The following is a 20,310-nucleotide window of genomic DNA, read 5'->3' on the forward strand; positions in this document are numbered from 1 at the left end:
CGGACCAATGACATGGCAAAGCGCCTCGACATCAAAGACCTGAACATCTATTACGGCGACTTCCACGCGGTCAAGGACGTCACCCTCGAGGTGCCGCCGCGCTGCATCACCGCGTTCATCGGCCCGTCGGGCTGCGGTAAGTCGACCGTGCTCCGGACCCTCAACCGCATGCACGAGGTCACCCCGGGTGCCTACGCCAAGGGCAGCGTGCTGCTCGACGGCGAGGACATCTACGGCAAGACCGTGGACCCGGTGAGCGTGCGCGCGACCATCGGCATGGTGTTCCAGCGGCCGAACCCGTTCCCGACGATGTCGATCCGCGACAACGTCGTCGCCGGCCTGCGTCTGCAGGGTGTGCGGAACCGATCACAGCTCGACGACGTCGCCGAGAAGAGCCTGCGCGGCGCCAACCTCTGGGAAGAGGTCAAGGATCGCCTGGACAAGCCGGGCGGCGGACTGTCGGGTGGTCAGCAGCAGCGTCTGTGCATCGCCCGCGCCATCGCGGTCTCTCCCGACGTCCTGCTCATGGACGAGCCGTGTTCGGCGCTCGACCCGATCTCGACGCTGGCCATCGAGGACCTGATGGGTGAACTCAAGAAGGAGTACACCATCGTCATCGTGACCCACAATATGCAGCAGGCCGCCCGCGTCAGCGATCAGACCGCGTTCTTCAACCTCGAGGCGGTCGGCCAGCCGGGACAGCTCGTCGAGATCAACGACACCGAGACGATGTTCTCGAACCCGACGAAGAAGGAGACCGAGGACTACATCTCGGGCCGCTTCGGCTGAGGTTCCGCAGGACACGAACAGGCCCGCTCACCCGTTCGGGGGAGCGGGCCTCGTCGTGCCTGGGTCGTCGTGTCGGGGTGTCACATGTTGAGCAGCAGGATCACCAGCAGGGCGACCAGCGACGCGGTCACACCCAGGTAGGCCAGGATCTTGCGGCGGTGGGCGGCAGCCTCTGCGTCCTCGTCGGTCACCGCATTGAAATCGGGCTCGGTCGGATAGTGCTGGGCCATGTCGCCACCCTAACGACGACCTCGGCGCGTGTGAAATCTCCTCGACGTCGTTGGGGCCCAGATATTCACGGACATGAAAAAAAGGCCGAGATTCAGTGTCGGAAACTGAATTCTCGGCCTCTTTCGGTGTGGCCCTCGCTCGATGTCCAGCACCGAGCGAGGGAAATCACCCCACGCTCTGGAACTGCTCCGGGGTCTTGCCCGTCGCGGTGAACACCACGCGGCGCCCGATGAGTACGGCGTGGTCGGCGAACCGTTCGTAGTAGCGGCCGAGCAGGGTCACGTCCACCGCGGCGGCGACGCCGTGCTTCCACTCGCGGTCCATCAGGACGGTGAACAGGTGGCGGTGGAGGTCGTCCATGGCGTCGTCGTCTTCCTGGAGACGAAGGGCGGCCTGCGGGTCGCTGGTCACGAGGACCTCATGAGCGTTCTTGGCCAGGGTGACGGCCAGGCGGCCCATCTCGGCGAAGTAGCCGTTGACCTCCTCCGGCAGTGCCTTGGCGGGATGCCGGCGGCGGGCGACCTTGGCGACGTGCAGCGCCAGTGCACCCATCCGATCGGCGTCGGCGACGATCTGGAATCCACTCACGACTCCACGCAGGTCACCGGCGACCGGGGCCTGCAGGGCGAGGAGCGCGAAGGACTGTTCCTCCGCGCGAGCCGTCAGCCGGCTCATCCGGTCGGTGTCCCCGATGACCTCTTCGGCGATGGCGAGATCGGCCTGCAGCAGTGCCTGCGTGGCGCGCGCCATCGCGGTGCCGGCGAGCTCGCACATCTCACCCAATACCGAGGTCAGCGCCTCGAGTTGCTCTTGATAGGCGGTACGCATGGTCCCAGGATACGTGCGTGATCACTCCAGGCCGACTCCGACCGATGAACGTCCAGTGAACGTCGGGTGCAGATCCGTCCACCTGCGAGTGCACCGACACCCTGAGATCACGTGCAGGTGGTGTCGCCCGCGTTCGTGATGGCCAGGTCGTTGGGCAGATTGCCGGTGTTCTCCGCGGGTGCGAGCTGGTTCGCCGTCAGGGTCGCCCCGGAGGCCGGTACCGACTCCAGGGAGCCGGTGAAATCCGCACCGACGATGAGCTCGACACCTGACTTGACCGTGCGGTCGAGCTGGATGCTCGCGTTCGGGAACATCTCGGCCAGCGTCGCGGCGGCGTCGCGCTGTCCCGGCCCGTAGCGCACGACGGTGTCGTCGCGGTTCTCCGAGGCATCGGCGACACCCCGAACGTCGAAACCGTACGGCGTGAGCTGCTCGGACACCTCGGTGGCGAGGCCCGTCTGGCCCGTGCCGTTGAGAACCCGGACGCCGACATTGCCGGGGTTCTGGGCGGTCGCGGTCACGGGTCCGGGAGCACTGGCGTTCGAGTCGGTGCTCGGTGCGCCGGGACTCGTCGGCGCCTTCGACGACGACGGCGGCTTCTTGCGCGCCTGCTCGCCGGGGAGTGGCAGGTCGTCGATGATGGCGTCGAAGATCGCGTCGATGTCGCTGGTGCGCGGGATCTCGTTGTTGGCGCCGTCGGTGGAGGTACCCGACGTCGGGATCGTCAGGAACGAGACGCGGCCGGCCTCGATGCCCTGCATCGACTCGGCCAGGTTGATGAGCGACTGGGTGTCGACGCCGTCGACGTAGCTGTATTCGATGAACGTGTTGACGATCCCGTTGAGTTTGTTGGGGTTCGACAGCACATTGCCCGACAGGCTCGACCGCAACAGCGACGACATGAAGAGCTGCTGGCGTTTGATCCGGCCGTAGTCGCCGTTGCCCTCCGTGCTGATGTTGCGGGCGCGCACGTAGTTCAGCGCACGGCGGCCGGTCAGCTTCTGCTTGCCCGGCTTACGCAGGATCTGGCCGATCTCGTAGTCGTAGAGCGGCACCGTCGAGCAGACCTCGACGCCGCCGATCGCGCGGACGACCTTCTCGAAGCCGTAGAAGTCCATCCCGATGAAGTGGTTGATGTTGAGCCCGCTCATCGCGGTGATCACGCGAACGAGACACTGCGGACCGCCGTAGAAGTAGACGCTGTTGAGCTTGACGCCGGACTGGGCCGGCATCTCGGCGCCGTACTCACCGGTCTCGTTGTCCCACGCGTTGCACGCCGGCTGATCCACCTGCAGGTCGCGCGGGAACGACACCGCGACGACGCGACTGCGGTTGGCCGGGATGTTCACCAGGATGACGGTGTCCGAACGGGCGCCCTCGGCGTCGGCGGTGGTGCCGGCGCCGACCCTGGAGTTCTGGCCACCGCGGGTGTCGGTACCGACGATGAGGTACGTCTCGTCGCCATACTGGGCGTCCTTGTTCCGGATGTTCTGGTCATCGGGGTCGACGGCGGTGACGTTCCGCCAGTTGCCGTTCCACGACTGCAGGTAACCCCAGACGAAGCCGGTGCCCACCAGTGCGAGCACGCACGCGATGGCGACCAGGATGCGTCCGGTCGCGGCGGTCTTGCGCAGCATCGCGCCCTGCCGGTCCTCGTCGCGTCCGGGATGGCGCCGAGGCGCCGAACGCAGGGCGAGGGGTTCGGTGAGGTCGGGTGTGCGTTCCAGCGGGGGTTGCGGGGCCGGCGGTCCGGCCGGGCCGCCGGCGACCGGCTCCTGGGCGCGGGATTCCTCGATCACCCGCTGCTCGGTGGCGCGATCGGACAGGTCGGGCGCGGCGTCGCCGACGGTGGGGATCTTCTGGGTGACCTCGTTGTCGAAACGATGGACGGTCGTCGGGCGGTCGTCGGGCGCCGGCTGCGGAGCGGCGGGGACCCGCCCGCCCGGGGATGACGGTGGCGTGGCTTTCCCATCGAACGGCGGTCCGGTACGGCGGGACCGCCCGCGGGTCGACGACGGGGGCTCGGACGTCCGCGACTCCGGGCGCGGCGGAGTCGCGCGGCGGGTGCCGGACCGGCCGGCGCCGGCGGGGGGTTCCGACGGTGACGACTCCTCCGCGTTCATCTGCTCCATGAGCTGGCGGACCGTCAGGCGAGTGCGTCCCCGGACGAAGCGATCTGCCGAGCGTGGCTCGCGGAGGCTGGGGTGCGCCGGGGGAGGGGAGCCCGGGTCGGAGGAACCGGGCGCGTCCGGACCGGGGACGGGCTCGAAGTCGTCGCGGGAGCGTCCGGCGCGTCGACCACGACGAGAGCGATCGGCGTCGCCCACCTCGGGGTCGTCCGGGCCCGGTGTCCAACGACTCAATGCACGTTCCTCATGCCCCGTGGTCGTGTCGCGGAGTCACCGCGGATCGGGGCTCGACCAGCGCGGTGCGCACAGAATGGAGGTCCCGGCGACCGGGACCTCCGCGCAATAGTACTGATCCCACCTGAGAAAGCGTCTCAGCCAGGCACCGGTTGTGACGGTTTTCGCAATCCGGTTCAACCGCCGGAGTGCATGATCTCGGCGCCTGCGGGGATCACGTCCTCGTCGGGGTCGTCGAGCCAGCCGTCCGGCAGCGCGACCTTCGCCGGCGAACCCTGCCGGCCGCGCGGGCCGTGACCGTCGGTGGGGAACGGCGCGTCGGCCGGCAGCTCGGCCAGCAGTTCACGCAGTTCGTCGACGCTGCCGACGAGCGCCATCCGCCGCCGGATCTCCGAGCCGGCCGGGAAGCCGCGAAGGTACCAGGCGACGTGCTTGCGGATCTCGCGGCAACCCTTCATCTCGCCGTGGTGATCGACGAGGAGCTGGCAGTGCCGGACCATGATGTCGGCGACCTCGCCCAGGTTCGGCGGCGCCGGAGCGTCGAAGCCGCCGAGTTCGGCGGCGAGTTCGGCGAACAGCCAGGGCCGGCCGAGGCAACCGCGACCGACGACGACGCCGTCGCAGCCGGTCCGGCGCATCATCGCGACCGCATCGGCGGGTTCGAAGATGTCGCCGTTGCCGAGCACCGGCACGGTGGTGACGTGCTCCTTGAGGCGGGCGATCTCGTCCCAGTCGGCCTCACCGGAGTATCGCTGCGATGCGGTGCGCGCGTGGAGGGCGACGGCCGCGGCACCTTCTTCGGCGGCGATCCGGCCGGCGTCGAGATGGGTGCGGTGATCGTCGTCGATGCCGATCCGGAACTTGACCGTCACCGGGATGTCGGTGCCCTCGGTGGCTCGGACGGCCGCCGCGACGATCTTGCGGAACAGCGTGCGCTTGTAGGGGATCGCCGACCCCCCGCCCTTGCGGGTCACCTTGGGGACCGGGCAGCCGAAGTTCATGTCGATGTGGTCGGCGAGATTCTCGTCGACGATCATCTTCGCGGCTTGGTACGTGTACTCCGGGTCGACGGTGTAGAGCTGCATCGACCGCGGGTTCTCGTCGGGTCCGAAGGTCGTCATGTGCATCGTGACCGGGTGCCGCTCCACGAGCGCGCGGGCCGTGACCATCTCACAGACGTACAACCCGGAGACGGTTCCGGTACGGGCGAGCTCGAGTTCGCGGCACAGCGTCCGAAACGCGACGTTGGTGACACCGGCCATCGGGGCCAGTACGACCGGGCTGGCCAGTTCGATGGAACCGATACGTAGTCCCTTCGAGACGCTCGCAAGCTCGCTCCTCAGGGAGCTGGGAAGCGAGCCCTCGGTGGTCGAGGGCGCCGGGTGGCTGTCGACGAGGGTGCTCAGGACGCCTGCTGCTCCCGCTTCTTGGCCTCGCGGGCGAGCGAACGGTCGCGCATCTCCTCGAAGCGGATGGTGTCCTTCTCGAGCTGCTCGAGGAAGGCGGCGAGCTCCTCGCGGGTCTTCTCGCCCTCGCTGCTGAAGTCGTCACGTTCGAAGACGTTCCACTTGCGCAGGACCGGCATGACGACCTCTTCGAGGTGCTGACGCAGGTCGTAGATGCCGTGCTTGGCCATGAGCACGCCGTGGCGACGGAAGTTGGGCATACCGGCGCCGGGCATCTGGAAGTTGGTCACGATGTCGGTGACGGCGCGCAGCGTCTGGTCGGGGGAGATGTCGAAGCCCGCACCGCAGATGTTGCGGTAGAAGATCATGTGCAGGTTCTCGTCGGCCGCGATGCGCTGCAGCATCTTGTCGGCGATCGGGTCGTTGCACGCCTTGCCGGTGTTGCGGTGGCTGACGCGGGTCGCGAGTTCCTGGAAGGTCACGTACGCCACGGAATGCAGCAGACCGAGCTCGTCGGCGTGCTCCTCGAGCTCGTCCACGCGTCCGGCGGCAGCCAGCATCGGGTCGTAACCATTGGTCATGTGGATCATCCGCGCCTCTTCGAGGGCGACGGGATCGACGCCGCGGGTGACCACGAGGTAGTCGCGCATGACGATGCCGTGGCGGTTCTCCTCGGCGGTCCAGCGACCGACCCAGTGGCCCCAGGCGGAGTCCATCGAGAAGTTGTCGGCGATGACACGGTGGTACGACGGCAGGTTGTCCTCGGTGAGGAGGTTCGTGATCATCGCGGCCTTGGCGACCTCGTCGAGCTGCGACTGCTCGGGGTCGTAGTCGACGCCACCCAGGGCGGCGAAGTTGCGGCCCTCGTCCCACGGCACGTAGTCGTGCGGGTTCCAGTCCTTGGCGATCTTGAGGTGGCGGTTGACGTTGTCCTCGGCAACCGGGGCCAGCTCCTTGAGTAGCTCGAGTTGCGTCAGGTCGCGTGCCATATAGATGTCCTCCGAACGGTGTCCGCGTGTGTCGTCATTGCGTGTCGTCGTCGTGCGTCGTGTCGATCGATCCGCGCGCGTGGCCGGCGGCCACGACCGTGGTTCGCGACGTCGTCGTGGGGAGGCGCGCACCCCGCCCACCGAACCGTGGTGTGTCGGGCCGGGTCCCCCGCGCCGCCCCGTCGCCACTGGTCAAAGTTCTAGCGTACGGCACGCACACCGGTGTCCCAAGTCCGTCGCCTGGGTGTCGTTCACGCCCGCGCGTCGCGTTACGCGTCCGGCCGGTGGTGTCGGTCACGTCGGTACGGGCGACGCCGGAACCGGTGTTAGCGCAGGTCGGCGGGCCCTCAACCGGAACGTGGACGCGAGGCGAACATCGCGCCCGTCGTCTCCATCCACGCCGTGGCCGGTTCGTCGATGGTGCCCAGTTCGCGTGCCTTCTCACACCAGCGCATCGCCGCGCGCCCGAACTCCATCGGGTTGTAGACGTCCTCCTCGCGACTCCACCGACCATCGCCGGCGTAGGTGAGGATGGTGATGTTGGTGGCGGTGATGTGCGTCGAGTCGCCCGGATCGCGCATCGGGTTGTCGACTTCGCAGATGACGCGGCCGGTCGGCGCGTCGACCACATGCCACAGCGAGGGGAACCCGGTCATGTGACTGCCGGGGAACGACGTCATCGTCCGCCAGATCCAGGTCCGGATCTCCTCGCGGCCGCGCATGGTGCCCAAGGCGTGCTCGATGTAGTCGGCGTCTTCGGTGAACAGTTCGGCATAGCGATCCCAGTCCCGGCTCACGGCGATCTCGGCGACCGTGCGCTGGAACTGTGCGAAGGCCTCGTCGAGCTCTGCCGGGGTGAATTCGGCGGTCGTCGGGGTCGGGTTCTCGGTGGTTTCCATCGCCGCCGATCGTAGAGTCCGCACCGGTGTGGTCCACCGCGTTTCGCGACAATCGGTACCATTCGTCCCCAGCACAGCCACCGCACACGGATCGGTGAGGACGTCATGTACCAGGTAGGGGACCTGATCGCGGGGTACCGCGTCCTCGACGTGCTCGGACGCGGCGGCATGGGCGAGGTCTACCAGGCCGCGCATCCCCGGCTGCCGCGCGCCGACGCCCTGAAGGTGCTCCGTTCGGTCCACGCCGCGGACCCGGTCTTCCGCGCGCGGTTCGAACGCGAAGCCGACATCGTCGCGCCGCTGCACCATCCCAACATCGTGGCCGTCTACGACCGTGGTGTGTTCGACGAGTTGCTGTGGATCGCGATGGAGTACGTGCCGGGCACCGACGCGGCCCGGATGCTCGCCCGCGAGTCGCCCCTCGACCCCGGTCTCGCGTGCACGATCATCGCCGGGGCGGCGGCGGGCCTGGACGCGGCGCACCGGCGCGGCGTCATGCACCGGGACATCAAACCCGCCAACATCCTCATCACGCCGGGGTCGGACGGCGCCACCGACAGCGCCCCGGAGGCCGTCAAACTCACCGACTTCGGCATCGCCCAGGTCCTCGACGAGGTGACCCACCTGACCGGCACCGGGATCACCATCGGGACCATGCGCTACGCCTCCCCGGAGCAGATCGAGGGGTTGCGCGTCGACGGCCGGAGCGACATCTATTCCCTCGCTGCCACTGCGTACGAACTCCTCACCGGTGCACCGCCGTTCGATTCACCGTCGCTGCACGGACTGATGACCGCGCACATGCACCACGAACCCCCGTCGGCGAGCGCCCGCAATCGGGCGTTGCCCGCCGGGGTCGACGCCGTGCTCGCGCGGGCGATCGCCAAGGAGCCGGGTCGCCGTCACCCGACGGCGGGGGAGTTCGCCGCCGCGCTCGCCGACGTCTTCGATTCCCGCGCAACGCTCATCGGCCCGGCAATCCGGCCCGAGCCCTCGACCGAGCCCCCGGCCGGGACCGCCGCCGGGACCGCGCCGGTCGGTCCGGAACCGAGTCCGGGGTTCCGGCACGTCGGCGCCGGCGTCGCGGGGAGCACGGAGTACACGCCACCGCCCGTGCAATCGGGTCCGTCGCAGATCTGGCCACCCGATGACGATGCGACGCAACCCACTTCGGTCCGTCGGCCTCGCCACCTCGCCGCGATCGGCATCGTGGCGGTGCTCGTCGCCGGGATCCTCGGCGCCGGAGTCGGTTTCGCACGCATGTCGGCCACCTCCCTGGACACCCCCGATCCCCCGGACGTGGAGGTCACGACCACCGCTGTCGAACTGACCTGGAACGGCGTGGCCGGGGCCACCGACTACGTGGTGACCCAGAACGAGGACGTGATCTATTCCGGGCCCGCCACCGAGTTCACGGCGCCCCGGCCGGTTCCCGGCATGTACACGTATCAGGTCGCGGCGCACGACGGCGGCCGGGTGTCGGACTTCTCCCGGAACTCCGAACAGGTCGATGTCTTCATGACGTGGGGCGAGTTGCAACCCATCGCCGACCTGTACCACGACCTGATCCCGGCCACGCCGTTGAGCACCAACGGCTTCGACGCGATGCGATGCTGGGGCGAGGACGGCGATCTCGCGTTCTCGTCGAGCAAACGCACCGTGTCCTGTACCCGCGACGCCGACGCCGCGACCGGCGACGACAGCGGGCGGCCGTCGGACCCGGGTGTGGCGGCGTATCAGGTGATCGTCGACACCTACGAGACCCCGGAGGAAGCGGTCGCGGCGGCGAGGGTGACCGCCCACGACCTCCGCGGCGTCGACTACACCACCGCGCAGCGGCACACCGGCACGCTGTACCTGTCGGACAAGCAGCGGGATCAGGGGCAGGCGATCCTCACCTTCGACGACGGCGACCATGCCCGGTCGGTGGTGTGGGTGGTCGTCCCGGGTGAGCCCGCCGCCGCAGCCGGCGACGTCCTGAGAAGGCTGCCGATCTGATGACTTCTCCGACACCCTCGACGTCCCCCACCACGACACCGAGCTCGCCGCGCCGATTCGAGTCGGGCCCGTGGCTGATCGGGCTGATCGTGCTCGTCGCCGCCGTGGTCGCGGTCGGCGGCTTCGTCGTGGTCCGGTCGGTGACCGCGCCCGACGCGCCGGACACCCCCGGCGGCCTGACCCTGCAGGCGCGACCGGGACGGGTGGTCGCGTCGTGGGACCCGGTCGCCGGGGCGTCGGCCTATCAGCTGCTCCGCGGCGACGGCTACGTCGTCCACCAGGGACCCGAGACCTCCGCCGAGGACGTGAGTGTGCCTGCCGGAGAACATGATTACCGGGTCATCGCGATCCGCGCGGGTGTGTACTCCGAGCCCGGGCCCGTGCAGCGGGTCCGGACGGGCGCGAGCTGGGGGGAGTTCGCGCCGCTGGTGGCGCAGTTCCCGGAGCTGCTCCCGCAGGCCCCCGACACCGCGGCGCAGTGGATGAACACCGAGTGCATCCGCCGATACTCCGGCGGTCGCGACGAGGTCGGGCCGTCGGAGACCGGAGCGGGTCAGGTGCGCACCGTGTTCGTCGTCCGATGTGCCGCGGGCTCGGTCGATCGCCCCTTCGGGGTGTTCTGGTTCGCGTCCCGAGATGCGCTGAACGCGGAGTACTCGCGTTCCTCGGAGACGTCGCGGCCGGTGCGATGGCGGCACGGGACGGGGTTGATCGACGAGAACGGACGCGGGGTCTTCAAGATCACCGACGACCCGTCGCGCGAGCTGGCCATGATCGTCGTCCTCGAAACGGATGGACAGGACATTCTGGACATGGTCGACTCGCTGCCGCTCTGAGCCGGGATCATCTGGCATCTCGACGCCGTCACGGCTGTGCCGGAACCGACCCCGCCGGGGTCGTCACGTGCGGCATGATGGCGTGGGGTGCCCACGGGGTCGGGTGCCCGACGTCGAGGGAAGGCGAATCCCATGCAGCGCTTGAGCGGACTGGACGCATCGTTTCTCTACCTCGAGACGCGCTCGCAATTGATGCATGTCATCGGTCTGTTCGAGATCGATCCGAGCACCATGCCGGGCGGCTACCGGTTCGACAAACTCCGCGCCGAGATGGAACGACGCATCGCTGCCATACCCGCGTTCCGGCGGAAACTCGACAACTCGCTGTTCAACATCGACCACCCGGTGTGGATCGAGGACGACGACTTCGACATCGAGCGGCACGTGCACCGGGTCGGCGTGCCGGCCCCCGGCGGCGCCCGCGAGGTCGCCGAACTGTGCGGTCACCTGGCCGGGCAGACGCTCGACCGCGGCAAGCCGCTGTGGGAGCTGTGGATCATCGAGGGTCTCGCCGACGGCCGGGTCTGCGCGATGCTGCGCATGCACCACGCCGGGACCGACGGTGTGACCGGCGCCGAGATGCTCGCCCAGATGTGCACGCTCACGCCCGAACCGCCGGATCTCGACGCCGAGAAGGTGGGGGAGTCGGCCGGCCCGTCGTCGCGCGTCGCGATGGCCGCGGGCGGCGCGGTCAACTACTTCGTGCAGCGGCCCCTCGCCATGGCCAAACTGCTCCCCCGCACGTTGAGCGTGCCCGTCGGCTGGTTCCGTCGGGCACAACAGGATTCGGCGATGCCCGCACCGTTCCGTGCCCCGCGGACTCGGTTCAACGCACCCATCACGCCGCACCGCAGCATCGCCGTCACCCAGCTCTCGCTCGACGATGTGAAGCGGGTGAAAGACCACTTCGAGGTGAAGCTCAACGACGTCGTGCTCGCGATGGTCGGCGGGGCGCTGCGCACCTACCTGCTCGGCCACGACGAGCTCCCCGATCGTCCGCTGGTGGGGATGGTCCCGGTCTCGGTGCACGGCGCCGACGAGAAGGACCTCGTCGTCGAGGGCACCAACAAGGTGACCGGCATGTTCACCCTGCTGTCCTCCGACGAGCCCGACCCGGTCGCGCGACTGCGGAAGCAGGCAGAGCTGAGCCGGACCTCGAAGGAGCACCACGCCGAGATCGACGCGAACATCCTGCGGTCCTGGGCGCAGTTCGCTCCCGGTACGACACTGTCCACCGCGATGAAGATCTACGGCGACCGCAACTGGGCGTCGGCGCATCCGCCGGTGTTCAACGTCCTGGTGTCCAACGTCGCCGGCCCGGATTTCCCGCTGTACTTCCTCGGCGCGCGCGTGACCGGCGTCTACCCGCTGGGCCCGATCATGCATGGCCTGGGACTCAACATCACGGTCTTCTCCGCCGACGGCAACCTCAACATCGGCATCGTCGGCTGTACCGATCAGACCCCGGACCCGTGGGCCATCGCGAACGCCTTCGACGACGAGATCAAGCAGCTGCTGGCCGCCTGCGACTGATCCGCAAGAACCGCATGCCCCCTGGTCCCGTTCTGCTCCCGGAGCTTGCGGAGGGCGCGACCACCCTGCTCCCTGATCCGAAAGAACGACATAACCATTGCTCCCTGAGGTGCGAGGAGCGATAGCGACGAGCCACGAAGGGCCTGGTGAGACAGGTTGCGGAGCCCTTCGTGGCTCGCTTCGCTCGCACCTCAGGGAGCAGAGATGTGGACCCTCAAGAGGGTTCTTCGTAGTCCACGACGGCCGCCCGGCCGCAGGTACTGAGGAGCGGGCCGGAGCTTGCGCAGGGCCCGACCACCCGCCGCACTAGCCCCCGGCGAGTTCGTCGAGCCAGACCCGCGCCGACGCATCCGAGGGTGAACGCCAGTCGCCGCGCGGGGACAGCGACCCGCCCGACCCGATCTTGGGGCCGTTGGGCATCGCCGAGCGCTTGAACTGGTTGCCCATGAACCGTTTCAGGAACACCTCGAGCCAGTGCTCGATGGTCGTGGTGTCGTACTCGTTGCGCTTGCCCTCGGTCAGCAGATCCGACCATGGGCCACGGCTGCGGTCACCCCACGCCTGGCGCGCGAGATAGGCGATCTTGCTCGGGCGATAACCGAAGCGCGTCAGGTGATAGAGGAAGAAATCGTGCAGCTCGTAGGGGCCGACCGTGTCCTCGGTGCTCTGGATCCGGCCGTCGTCGCCGGCGGGGACGAGTTCGGGAGAGATGACGTCGTCGAGGATCTCGACGAGCGTCTCGGTGGTCTCGGCGGTGTGGTGCCCGCTGGTGATCATCCACCGGATCAGATGCTGGATCAGCGTTTTCGGCACCGACCCGTTGACGTTGTAGTGCGACATCTGGTCGCCGACGCCGTAGGTGCACCATCCGAGCGCGAGTTCGGAGAGATCGCCGGTCCCGAGCACGATGGCGCCGTTGGCGTTGGCGAGCCGGAACAGGTGTGAGGTCCGCTCACCGGCCTGCACGTTCTCGAAGGTGACGTCGTAGACCTTCTCGCCGCGCGCGTACGGATGGTCGAGGTCGGCGAGCATCTGCTCACAGGACGGCCGGATGTCGATCTCCGCGCCGCTCACCCCGAGCGAGTTCATCAGCGCGTGGGCGCGCCGCAGTGTCGGGCCGCCGGTCGCGAAGCCGGGCATCGTGTAACCGAGGATGTTGGTGCGCGGCAGACCGAGTCGATCGAAGGTGTCGACCGCGACCAAGAGTGCGAGCGTCGAGTCCAGCCCGCCGGACACCCCGATGACGATCTTCTCCAGACCCGTCGAGCGCAGTCGTTGGGCCAGTCCCTGGACCTGGATGGAGCGGACCTCCGCGCAGCGTTCGTCGCGGTCGGCGGAATCCGCTGGGACATAAGGGAATCGGGGAACCGCCCGCCGGACGACATCGTCGTCGGACAGGTCTCCGAAGTCGAAACCGATGCGACGCAACGACTTCAACCGGTCGGAGTGATCGCCGACCTGGTCCCGGAGGCTGATCATCCGCATGCGTTCCTGCCGCAGGCGGTCGAGATCGATGTCGGCGGTGATGATCTGGTCGATCGTCGCGAACTGTTCACTGCGGGCGAGGAGCGACCCGTTCTCGGTGATGAGGGCATCGCCGTCCCAGGCGAGGTCGGTGGTCGACTCGCCGTACCCGGCAGCGACGTACACGTGGGCCGAGATGGTCCGCGCGGAATGCCCGGTGCACAGGTTGGTGCGGTAGCTCTCCTTGCCGATGGTGACCGGGCTGCCCGACAGGTTGGCCAGCACGGTCGCGCCGCCGAGAGCTGCCCATGTACTCGGTGGGATCGCCACCCAGCCGTCTTCGCAGATCTCGACGAACAGTGCGAAACCCGGCAGGTCGCGGGCCTCGAACACGAGATCGGCACCGAACGGGACCTCGTCGTCGCCGATCCGCACGGTCGTGGGGACCGCGTCGCGCGCCGCGGCGAAGAAGCGCTGCTCGTAGAACTCGCGGTAGTTCGGCAGGTACGACTTCGGGACCACCCCCAGGACCGCGCCGTCGTGGATCACGGCGGCGCAGTTGTACAGGCCGTCACCCACGCGCATCGGCAGTCCGACGCAGAGAATCGGCTTCAGCCCGGCACTGGCCGTCACGATGTCGTCGAGTGCGGTGCGGCAAGCGTCGAGGAGGGCGTCCTGGTGGAAGAGGTCGTCGACGCTGTACCCGCACAGCCCGAGTTCGGGGAAGACGACAATGCAGGCGCCGTCGTCAGCGGCCTGCGTCGCCAGTTCGACGGTGCGCGCGGCGTTGACCGCGGGTTCGGCGAGCGTCAGGACGGGTACGGCTCCGGCGACGCGGGCGAATCCGTTTGCGTAGACAGACACTCCGACACCCTAGTCGCGCACAGCCCGCCGTGCGGGGTCCGCCGAACGCGCCGGCCGGGTGCAGCGCTAGGACCGCCACCACGTGTCGTCGACCTCGACGGGGGTGGTGCGCTTGTGCCGGTTGCGGTGCCAGGCGGCCTCGATCTTCTCGGCCGCGTCCTCGGGGATCTCGCGCCCCTCGAGGTAGTCGTCGATGTCGTCGTAGCGCAGGCCGAGTTCGTCCTCGTCGGTCTGTCCGGCCTTCTCGTCCAGCAGGTCGGCGGTCGGGACCTTTTCCCACAGCTGCTGCGGCGCATCCAGGTGGCGCAGGATGGCACACCCCTGTCGCTTGTTCAGGCCGGAGAGCGGCAGCACGTCGGCCGCACCGTCGCCGTGTTTGGTGAAGAAGCCGGTGACGTTCTCGGACGCATGATCGGAGCCGATCACCAGCAGCCCGCGGTCACCGGCGAGGGCGTACTGCGCGACCATGCGGTGCCGCGCCTTGGCGTTGCCCTTGGTGAAGTCGGTGAGCCGGGTGCCGGTGGCCTGTTCGATCTCGTCGTCGAGGGCATCCACGCCGGGTGCCACGTTGACGGTCACGACCTCGTCGGCGCCGATGAACTCGAGGGCCGCGGCCGCGTCGTCCTCGTCGTGCTGCACGCGGTAGGGCAACCGCACGCCCATGAAGGTCGCGTCACCGCCGTCGGACCGGATGCGTTCGGCGGCGAGCTGGGCGAGCTTCCCGGCCAGGCTGGAGTCGACGCCGCCGGAGATGCCGAGTACGTAACCCTTGGCGCCGGTGGCGCGGAGGTAGTCGGCGAGGAATCCGACCCGCCGCTCCACCTCCTCGCCGGGGTCGATCGAGGGCTTCACGGCGAGGGCGCCGATGATGGTTCGCTGGATCTCACGCATGATCCCAGTGTGCGCCACCGGTCACCCCTCGCGTGGGATCCGCACGCCGACGAGGTGGGCCTCGGGGTCCGGGGCCAACCCGATCCGGTCCCACTCGTGGGAGATGCCGACGACCGCATAAGCCGAGGTGGGGAAGCGTTCGATGTAGCCGTGCGGATCGAGCGTCAGCGCGGTCGACGGCATCCCGGGCTCGTGGCCGACGACGAGGACCGTCCGCGCGTCGGCGGGCGCGTGGACGCGGATGGCCTCCAGGATCTCCTCGGGCGCGCCGCCGTAGATGTCCTCGACGAAGGTCACGGGCGCATCGATGCCGGTTCGGGCGAGCGTCTGCCGCGTGCGCGTCGATGTCGAGCACAGCACCGCGTCGATCCGCAGGCCCTCATCGGCCATCCAGCGTCCGGCGAGGGCGGCCTGCCGATCGCCGCGCTCGGCCAGCGGACGGTCGTGATCGGGCGTCGCGGGCGGATAACCCGACTTGCCGTGCCGCATCAGGACCAGCGTGCGGGTCCGGCTCATGCGGCGCCGTGCCGGCCGCGGTCCCGGGCGTCGGATTCGGACCCCGACTCGGCGCCGATCATCCGCAGGACCCGCACGGTCGCGCGCCAGGCGGCGGCCTCCTGGCGGAGGTAGGCCGCGTGTTCGTCGTGACCGCGGGCCTCGGCCTCGTCGGCGGCGACGTCGAACTCCAGGTACTCGTCCACGGCACAGTCGATGAGCTCACCCACCGAGGTGCAGTCGGTGCAGGCCACCTCGATCGCGGCGGCGTCGAGGGTGGCCAGTCGTTCCAGATCTGACCGATAACGCATGGGTTCGAATCTACGTTGTCCGGGCAGGCCGTTGGTGTTACGACACCGTCGATGTCGCCCGGGACGACCCCGGCCGGGACCGCGACCGCGGCTCACCGCCGTTACCCTGGGGATCGTGCACACCTGGGTACCCGCGCTCCTCGCGGTGCTGGCCGCGTTGATGATCGCCGCCGGTACCGTGTTGCGCCAGCGCGCCTCCCGGGTCAACGGTGCGATCACCCCGGGATGGTGGGCCGGTGCGGCGATCGCGCTGTGCGGCTTCGGTTTGCAGGCCTCGGCACTGGGTCTCGGCTCCATCCTGCTCGTGCAACCGCTCGTCGTGCTCGCCGTCCTGTTCGCCCTTCCGCTCGAGGCGTGGGCCGATCATCGGCACCCGGCCCGCATCGAGTGGGCCTGGGGCGGGGTTCTCGTCGCGTGCGTGGTGACGTTCCTGATCGTGGCGCGTCCCGAACCGTCGATGCGACGCCCCGATGCTCTCCTGCTGTGGGGCACCGTGGGAGCGGTCATCGGCGTCGTGGTCGCGCTGGTGATCCTCGCCCACCGCTCGAGTCCGCACTACAAGGCACTGTTCTACGGGCTCGTCGCCGGCATCCTGTTCGGCGTGTCGGCGTTGCTGGTGAAGACCGTGATCTACCAGATCACGCACCACTTCTGGCGTACCTTCGTCCACCCCGAGATCTATCTCTTCGTGCTGGTGGTGGTCTGCGCCATCCTCGCCCAGCAGATGGGGTTCGGCGCCGGTGATCTGCAGACGTCGTTCCCGTCGATGACCGTCGCCGAGCCGGCCGTCGCGATGGTGCTCGGTGTGCTGCTGCTCGGTGAGAACCTGAAGGTGTCGGTACCGACCGCGCTGTTCCTGGGGATCGTGCTCGCGATCATGGTGCGCGCTGTGTGCGAACTCGCGAAGCTGTCGGCCGTGCGCGGATACGAGCAGGCCGTGGCGGCGGAGGAGTCCGCCGCAGCCGACGCCGCAGCCGACGCCGCAGCGGACGCGGGCCCGGCGGCGGGCGCGACGTCGCGACCAGCAAGTTGACCGGCCGCGTCGACGTCAGGCGTGCTCAGATCTCTTGGGAGATTCCCTCGGCCCACTCGGCGGCCTGTTTCGCCGGCTTGATGGGCGAGGAGTTGTCGTGGCGGGCGTGCTCGCCGACCTGGACCGCGCCGCGCTTGGTGAGCATCTCGGCGACGATCTCGCCGCCGCGGTTGAACGTGTCGTAGATCGAGTCCCCGAGACCGAAGACCGCGAAGCGGAGACCGGTGAGGTCGGGGTTCACGCTCTCGAGTTCGTCGGCGAAGGGCTCGGCGCCAGTCGGCAGCTCGCCTTCGCCGTACGTCGAGCACACGATGACGAGGAAGTCCTCGGGGTCGAGGTCCTCGACCGCGTATTCGCTCATGTCGTAGATCGACGGATCGTGGTCGGCGGCCAGCGTGTCGGCGATGGCGTCGGCGACGAGCTCACCGTTCCCGGTTTCGGTTCCGTAGAGGATGACGACCGACATGTGAACTCCTCTCGACGTCGGCGTTTTCGCTAAGCGAGGGTAGCCTAACCCGCCCGCCGAGGCGAAATCCCAGTTGAGAGGGGTTGGAAGAAATACTTGGATGTCCTACTATGTGGTGACACCGGCCATACCCCCAACGAAGTCGAAGGTGATCTCCGTGTCCGCTCCTGCTGTCCCCTCGATCCCGCACTACCTGAACGGCAAGCGCGTCACCGCCGAGGGCGGCCGCTTTGCTGACGTCTTCAATCCGAGCACCGGCGCCGTGCAGTCTCAGGTTCCGCTGGCGTCGACCGACGAGGTCTCCGCCGCGATCGCGACCGCATCGGCCGCGCAGAAGGAGTGGGCCGCCTGGAACCCGCAGCGCCGCGCCCGCGTCCTCATGCGGTTCGTCGACCTGGTCAACAAGAACGCCGATGAGCTCGCGACCACGCTGTCGCTCGAGCACGGCAAGACCCACGCCGATGCGCTCGGCGACATCCAGCGCGGCGTCGAGGTGATCGAGTTCGCGATCGGCATCCCGCACCTCATCAAGGGTGAGTTCACCGCGGGTGCCGGCGGCGGCATCGACGTGCACTCCATCCGTCAGCCGCTCGGTGTCGTCGCGGGCATCACCCCGTTCAACTTCCCGGCGATGATCCCGCTGTGGAAGGCCGGACCGGCGCTCGCGTGCGGCAACGCCTTCATCCTCAAGCCCAGCGAGCGCGATCCGTCCGTGCCGGTGCGGCTGGCCGAGCTGTTCACCGAGGCGGGCCTGCCCGACGGTGTGTTCCAGGTCGTCCACGGCGACAAGGAAGCGGTCGACGCGCTGCTGACCCACCCGGACGTCAAGGCCCTCGGCTTCGTCGGCAGCTCCGACATCGCGCAGTACATCTACTCGACCGCGGCCGCCCACGGGAAGCGCTCACAGTGCTTCGGTGGCGCCAAGAACCACGCGATCATCATGCCCGACGCCAACCTCGACCAGGTCGTCGACGCGCTGATCGGTGCGGGCTACGGCAGCGCCGGTGAGCGCTGCATGGCGATCAGCGTCGCGGTCCCGGTCGGCGAGCAGACCGCAGACCGGTTGCGCGCCAAGCTGATCGACCGGGTCAACGCACTGCGCGTCGGTCACAGCCTGGACCCCAAGGCCGACTACGGCCCCCTGGTCACCGCCGCCGCTCTCGAGCGGGTCCGCGGGTTCATCGACAAGGGTGCCGAGGAGGGTGCCGAGGTCGTCATCGACGGACGTGAGCGCGCCAACAACGAGCAGACCTTCGGCGACGAGGACATCTCGAAGGGCTTCTTCATCGGCCCGACCCTGTTCGACCACGTCACCAAGGACATGACCATCTACACCGAGGAGATCTTCGGACCGGTCCTGTCGATCGTGCGCGCCGGCGACTACGAGGAGGCCCTCGCCCTGGCGTCGGATCACCAGTACGGCAACGGCGTCGCGATCTTCACCCAGGACGGCGACGCCGCCCGCGACTTCACCGCTCGGGTCGACGTCGGCATGGTCGGTGTGAACGTGCCGATCCCGGTTCCGGTGGCGTACTACACGTTCGGCGGATGGAAGCGCTCGGGCTTCGGCGACCTCAACCAGCACGGCCCGGCGTCGATCCAGTTCTACACCAAGACCAAGACGGTCACGACGCGGTGGCCGTCGGGCATCAAGGACGGCGCCGAGTTCGTCATCCCGACGATGGACTGATCGGCGTTGACGACTTTCGCCGACGCCGCACTCGCCCGGCTCGACGGTGACGAACGTGTCATCGTCGAGACCGCGGCGGGTTTCGCGGCCAAGAAACTGGCGCCGTTCGCGCTCGAATGGGATGCCACGAACCACTTCCCGGTCGACGAGTTGCGTGAGGCCTCGGAACTCGGGATGGGTGCCATCTACTGTGCCGAGGATTCCGGCGGCAGCGGTCTGCGACGCCTCGACGGGGTGCGCATCTTCGAGCAACTGGCGTACGCGGATCCGGCCGTCGCGTCGTTCCTGTCCATCCACAACATGTGCACGTGGATGGTCGACGAGTACGGCACCGACGAACAACGTTCGACGTGGGTGCCGCGCCTGGCGACGATGGAGACGGTGGCGAGCTACTGCCTGACCGAGCCGGGTGCCGGCTCCGACGCGGCGGCGCTCGCCACGCGTGCCGAGCGGTCCGGCGACGAGTACGTGCTCACCGGGGTCAAACAGTTCATCTCCGGGGCCGGGTCGTCGGACCTCTACGTCATCATGGCGCGCACCGGTGACGCCGGACCCAAGGGCATCTCCACGTTCTTGGTCGAGAAGGATTCGCCCGGACTGAGTTTCGGGGTCCAGGAGCACAAGATGGGCTGGCATGCGCAGCCCACCGCCCAGGTCATCCTCGACGAGGTGCGGGTGCCCGCGGGCAACCTCCTCGGCGGCGCCGAGGGCATCGGGTTCGGCATCGCCATGAACGGTCTGAACGGCGGCCGCATCAACATCGCGGCGTCGTCGCTCGGTGGGGCGCAAGCCGCCTTCGACAAGGCGGCGGCCTATGTCGCGAGTCGCCGCGCGTTCGGCAACGCGCTCATCGACGAGCCGACCATCCGGTTCACCCTCGCCGACATGGCCACCTCGCTGCAGGCGTCCCGGCTCATGTTGTGGCAGGCGGCGACGGCGCTCGACGATGGCGCGTCCGACAAGGTCGAACAGTGCGCGATGGCGAAGCGTTTCGTCACCGACACCTGCTACGAGGTCGCCGACCAGGCGCTACAGCTGCACGGCGGATACGGGTATCTCACCGAGTACGGAATCGAGAAAATCGTCCGCGACCTCCGTGTGCACCGCATCCTGGAGGGGACCAACGAGATCATGCGGGTCGTGCTCGGCCGTTCGATCGCGACCCGCTACCGGTCCCTCGCCCCCTGAGGTGCGAGGAGCGTTAGCGACGAGCCTCGAAGGGCT

General features: G+C 68.5%; 18 protein-coding genes. 7 read left to right on the plus strand and 11 right to left on the minus strand.

Features of this window, described 5'->3' with window-relative positions:
• Positions 1–12: 12 nt before the first annotated feature.
• The gene (pstB, locus tag B1818_RS18890) at positions 13–789 is read left to right on the plus strand and encodes a phosphate ABC transporter ATP-binding protein PstB (protein WP_004022008.1); all 777 of its coding nucleotides are present in this window, start codon (positions 13–15) and stop codon (positions 787–789) included.
• 80 nt (positions 790–869) lie between these two features.
• Here the strand turns inward: pstB and B1818_RS24210 are convergent, their stop codons facing one another.
• From B1818_RS24210 to B1818_RS18915, 6 genes are all read right to left on the minus strand, one after another.
• Positions 870–1,019 carry a hypothetical protein gene (locus B1818_RS24210; RefSeq protein WP_165629676.1) on the minus strand — a complete coding sequence of 50 codons (150 nt, stop codon included), beginning with the start codon at positions 1,017–1,019 and terminating at the stop codon, positions 870–872.
• 166 nt (positions 1,020–1,185) lie between these two features.
• On the minus strand, positions 1,186–1,848 hold the full coding sequence (gene phoU, locus B1818_RS18895; protein ID WP_058253532.1) for a phosphate signaling complex protein PhoU: 663 nt from the start codon (positions 1,846–1,848) through the stop codon (positions 1,186–1,188).
• 107 nt (positions 1,849–1,955) lie between these two features.
• Complete coding sequence (locus tag B1818_RS18900; protein ID WP_078113631.1) at positions 1,956–4,211, minus strand: LCP family protein; 2,256 nt, start codon at positions 4,209–4,211, stop codon at positions 1,956–1,958.
• 176 nt (positions 4,212–4,387) lie between these two features.
• Complete coding sequence (dusB, locus tag B1818_RS18905) at positions 4,388–5,554, minus strand: tRNA dihydrouridine synthase DusB (protein WP_176455958.1); 1,167 nt, start codon at positions 5,552–5,554, stop codon at positions 4,388–4,390.
• 59 nt (positions 5,555–5,613) lie between these two features.
• Positions 5,614–6,606, minus strand: a complete 993-nt coding sequence (locus B1818_RS18910; protein WP_058253529.1) for an acyl-ACP desaturase — start codon at positions 6,604–6,606, stop codon at positions 5,614–5,616.
• A gap of 347 nt (positions 6,607–6,953) precedes the next feature.
• Entirely contained in the window at positions 6,954–7,505 is a 552-nt protein-coding gene (locus tag B1818_RS18915; RefSeq protein WP_078113633.1) for a nuclear transport factor 2 family protein, read from the minus strand.
• A 105-nt stretch (positions 7,506–7,610) separates the two neighbouring features.
• Between B1818_RS18915 and B1818_RS18920 the strand changes: the two genes are divergently transcribed.
• The 3 genes from B1818_RS18920 (at position 7,611) to B1818_RS18930 (ending at position 11,872) form a co-directional block, all read left to right on the plus strand.
• Complete coding sequence (locus B1818_RS18920) at positions 7,611–9,503, plus strand: serine/threonine-protein kinase (RefSeq protein ID WP_078113634.1); 1,893 nt, start codon at positions 7,611–7,613, stop codon at positions 9,501–9,503.
• Positions 9,503–10,339, plus strand: a complete 837-nt coding sequence (locus B1818_RS18925; protein WP_078113635.1) for a hypothetical protein — start codon at positions 9,503–9,505, stop codon at positions 10,337–10,339. Before B1818_RS18920 ends, B1818_RS18925 begins: the two co-directional genes overlap by 1 nt.
• A gap of 132 nt (positions 10,340–10,471) precedes the next feature.
• Positions 10,472–11,872 carry a wax ester/triacylglycerol synthase family O-acyltransferase gene (locus tag B1818_RS18930; protein WP_078113636.1) on the plus strand — a complete coding sequence of 467 codons (1,401 nt, stop codon included), beginning with the start codon at positions 10,472–10,474 and terminating at the stop codon, positions 11,870–11,872.
• Between the two features lie 306 nt (positions 11,873–12,178).
• On the opposite strand, the gene B1818_RS18935 is transcribed toward B1818_RS18930, so the two are convergent.
• The 4 genes from B1818_RS18935 to B1818_RS18950 all read right to left on the minus strand — a co-directional run bounded on the left by B1818_RS18935 (position 12,179) and on the right by B1818_RS18950 (position 15,897).
• On the minus strand, positions 12,179–14,200 hold the full coding sequence (locus B1818_RS18935) for an NAD(+) synthase (RefSeq protein WP_078113637.1): 2,022 nt from the start codon (positions 14,198–14,200) through the stop codon (positions 12,179–12,181).
• Between the two features lie 66 nt (positions 14,201–14,266).
• Complete coding sequence (nadE, locus tag B1818_RS18940) at positions 14,267–15,091, minus strand: ammonia-dependent NAD(+) synthetase (protein WP_078113638.1); 825 nt, start codon at positions 15,089–15,091, stop codon at positions 14,267–14,269.
• A gap of 21 nt (positions 15,092–15,112) precedes the next feature.
• Positions 15,113–15,607 (minus strand): histidine phosphatase family protein, encoded by a 495-nt coding sequence (locus B1818_RS18945; RefSeq protein WP_078113639.1) that lies wholly within the window; start codon positions 15,605–15,607, stop codon positions 15,113–15,115.
• Positions 15,604–15,897, minus strand: a complete 294-nt coding sequence (locus B1818_RS18950; protein ID WP_058253832.1) for a hypothetical protein — start codon at positions 15,895–15,897, stop codon at positions 15,604–15,606. The genes B1818_RS18945 and B1818_RS18950 overlap by 4 nt, the downstream gene beginning before the upstream one ends.
• Before the next feature lie 115 nt (positions 15,898–16,012).
• On the opposite strand from B1818_RS18950, the gene B1818_RS18955 reads away from it, so the two are divergent.
• The gene (locus B1818_RS18955; RefSeq protein ID WP_078113640.1) at positions 16,013–16,930 is read left to right on the plus strand and encodes a DMT family transporter; all 918 of its coding nucleotides are present in this window, start codon (positions 16,013–16,015) and stop codon (positions 16,928–16,930) included.
• 25 nt (positions 16,931–16,955) lie between these two features.
• On the opposite strand, the gene B1818_RS18960 is transcribed toward B1818_RS18955, so the two are convergent.
• Positions 16,956–17,396: a flavodoxin domain-containing protein gene (locus B1818_RS18960; RefSeq protein ID WP_058253830.1), complete on the minus strand. Its 441-nt coding sequence runs from the start codon at positions 17,394–17,396 to the stop codon at positions 16,956–16,958.
• Between the two features lie 157 nt (positions 17,397–17,553).
• On the opposite strand from B1818_RS18960, the gene B1818_RS18965 reads away from it, so the two are divergent.
• Positions 17,554–19,086 carry a CoA-acylating methylmalonate-semialdehyde dehydrogenase gene (locus B1818_RS18965; protein WP_078113656.1) on the plus strand — a complete coding sequence of 511 codons (1,533 nt, stop codon included), beginning with the start codon at positions 17,554–17,556 and terminating at the stop codon, positions 19,084–19,086.
• 6 nt (positions 19,087–19,092) lie between these two features.
• A complete protein-coding gene (locus tag B1818_RS18970) occupies positions 19,093–20,274 on the plus strand; it encodes an acyl-CoA dehydrogenase family protein (protein WP_078113641.1) in 1,182 nt (393 codons plus the stop codon).
• The last annotated feature ends 36 nt before the right edge of the window (positions 20,275–20,310 follow it).

Source organism: Gordonia sp. IITR100, from assembly GCF_002009645.1.
Taxonomy (GTDB): domain Bacteria; phylum Actinomycetota; class Actinomycetes; order Mycobacteriales; family Mycobacteriaceae; genus Gordonia; species Gordonia hongkongensis.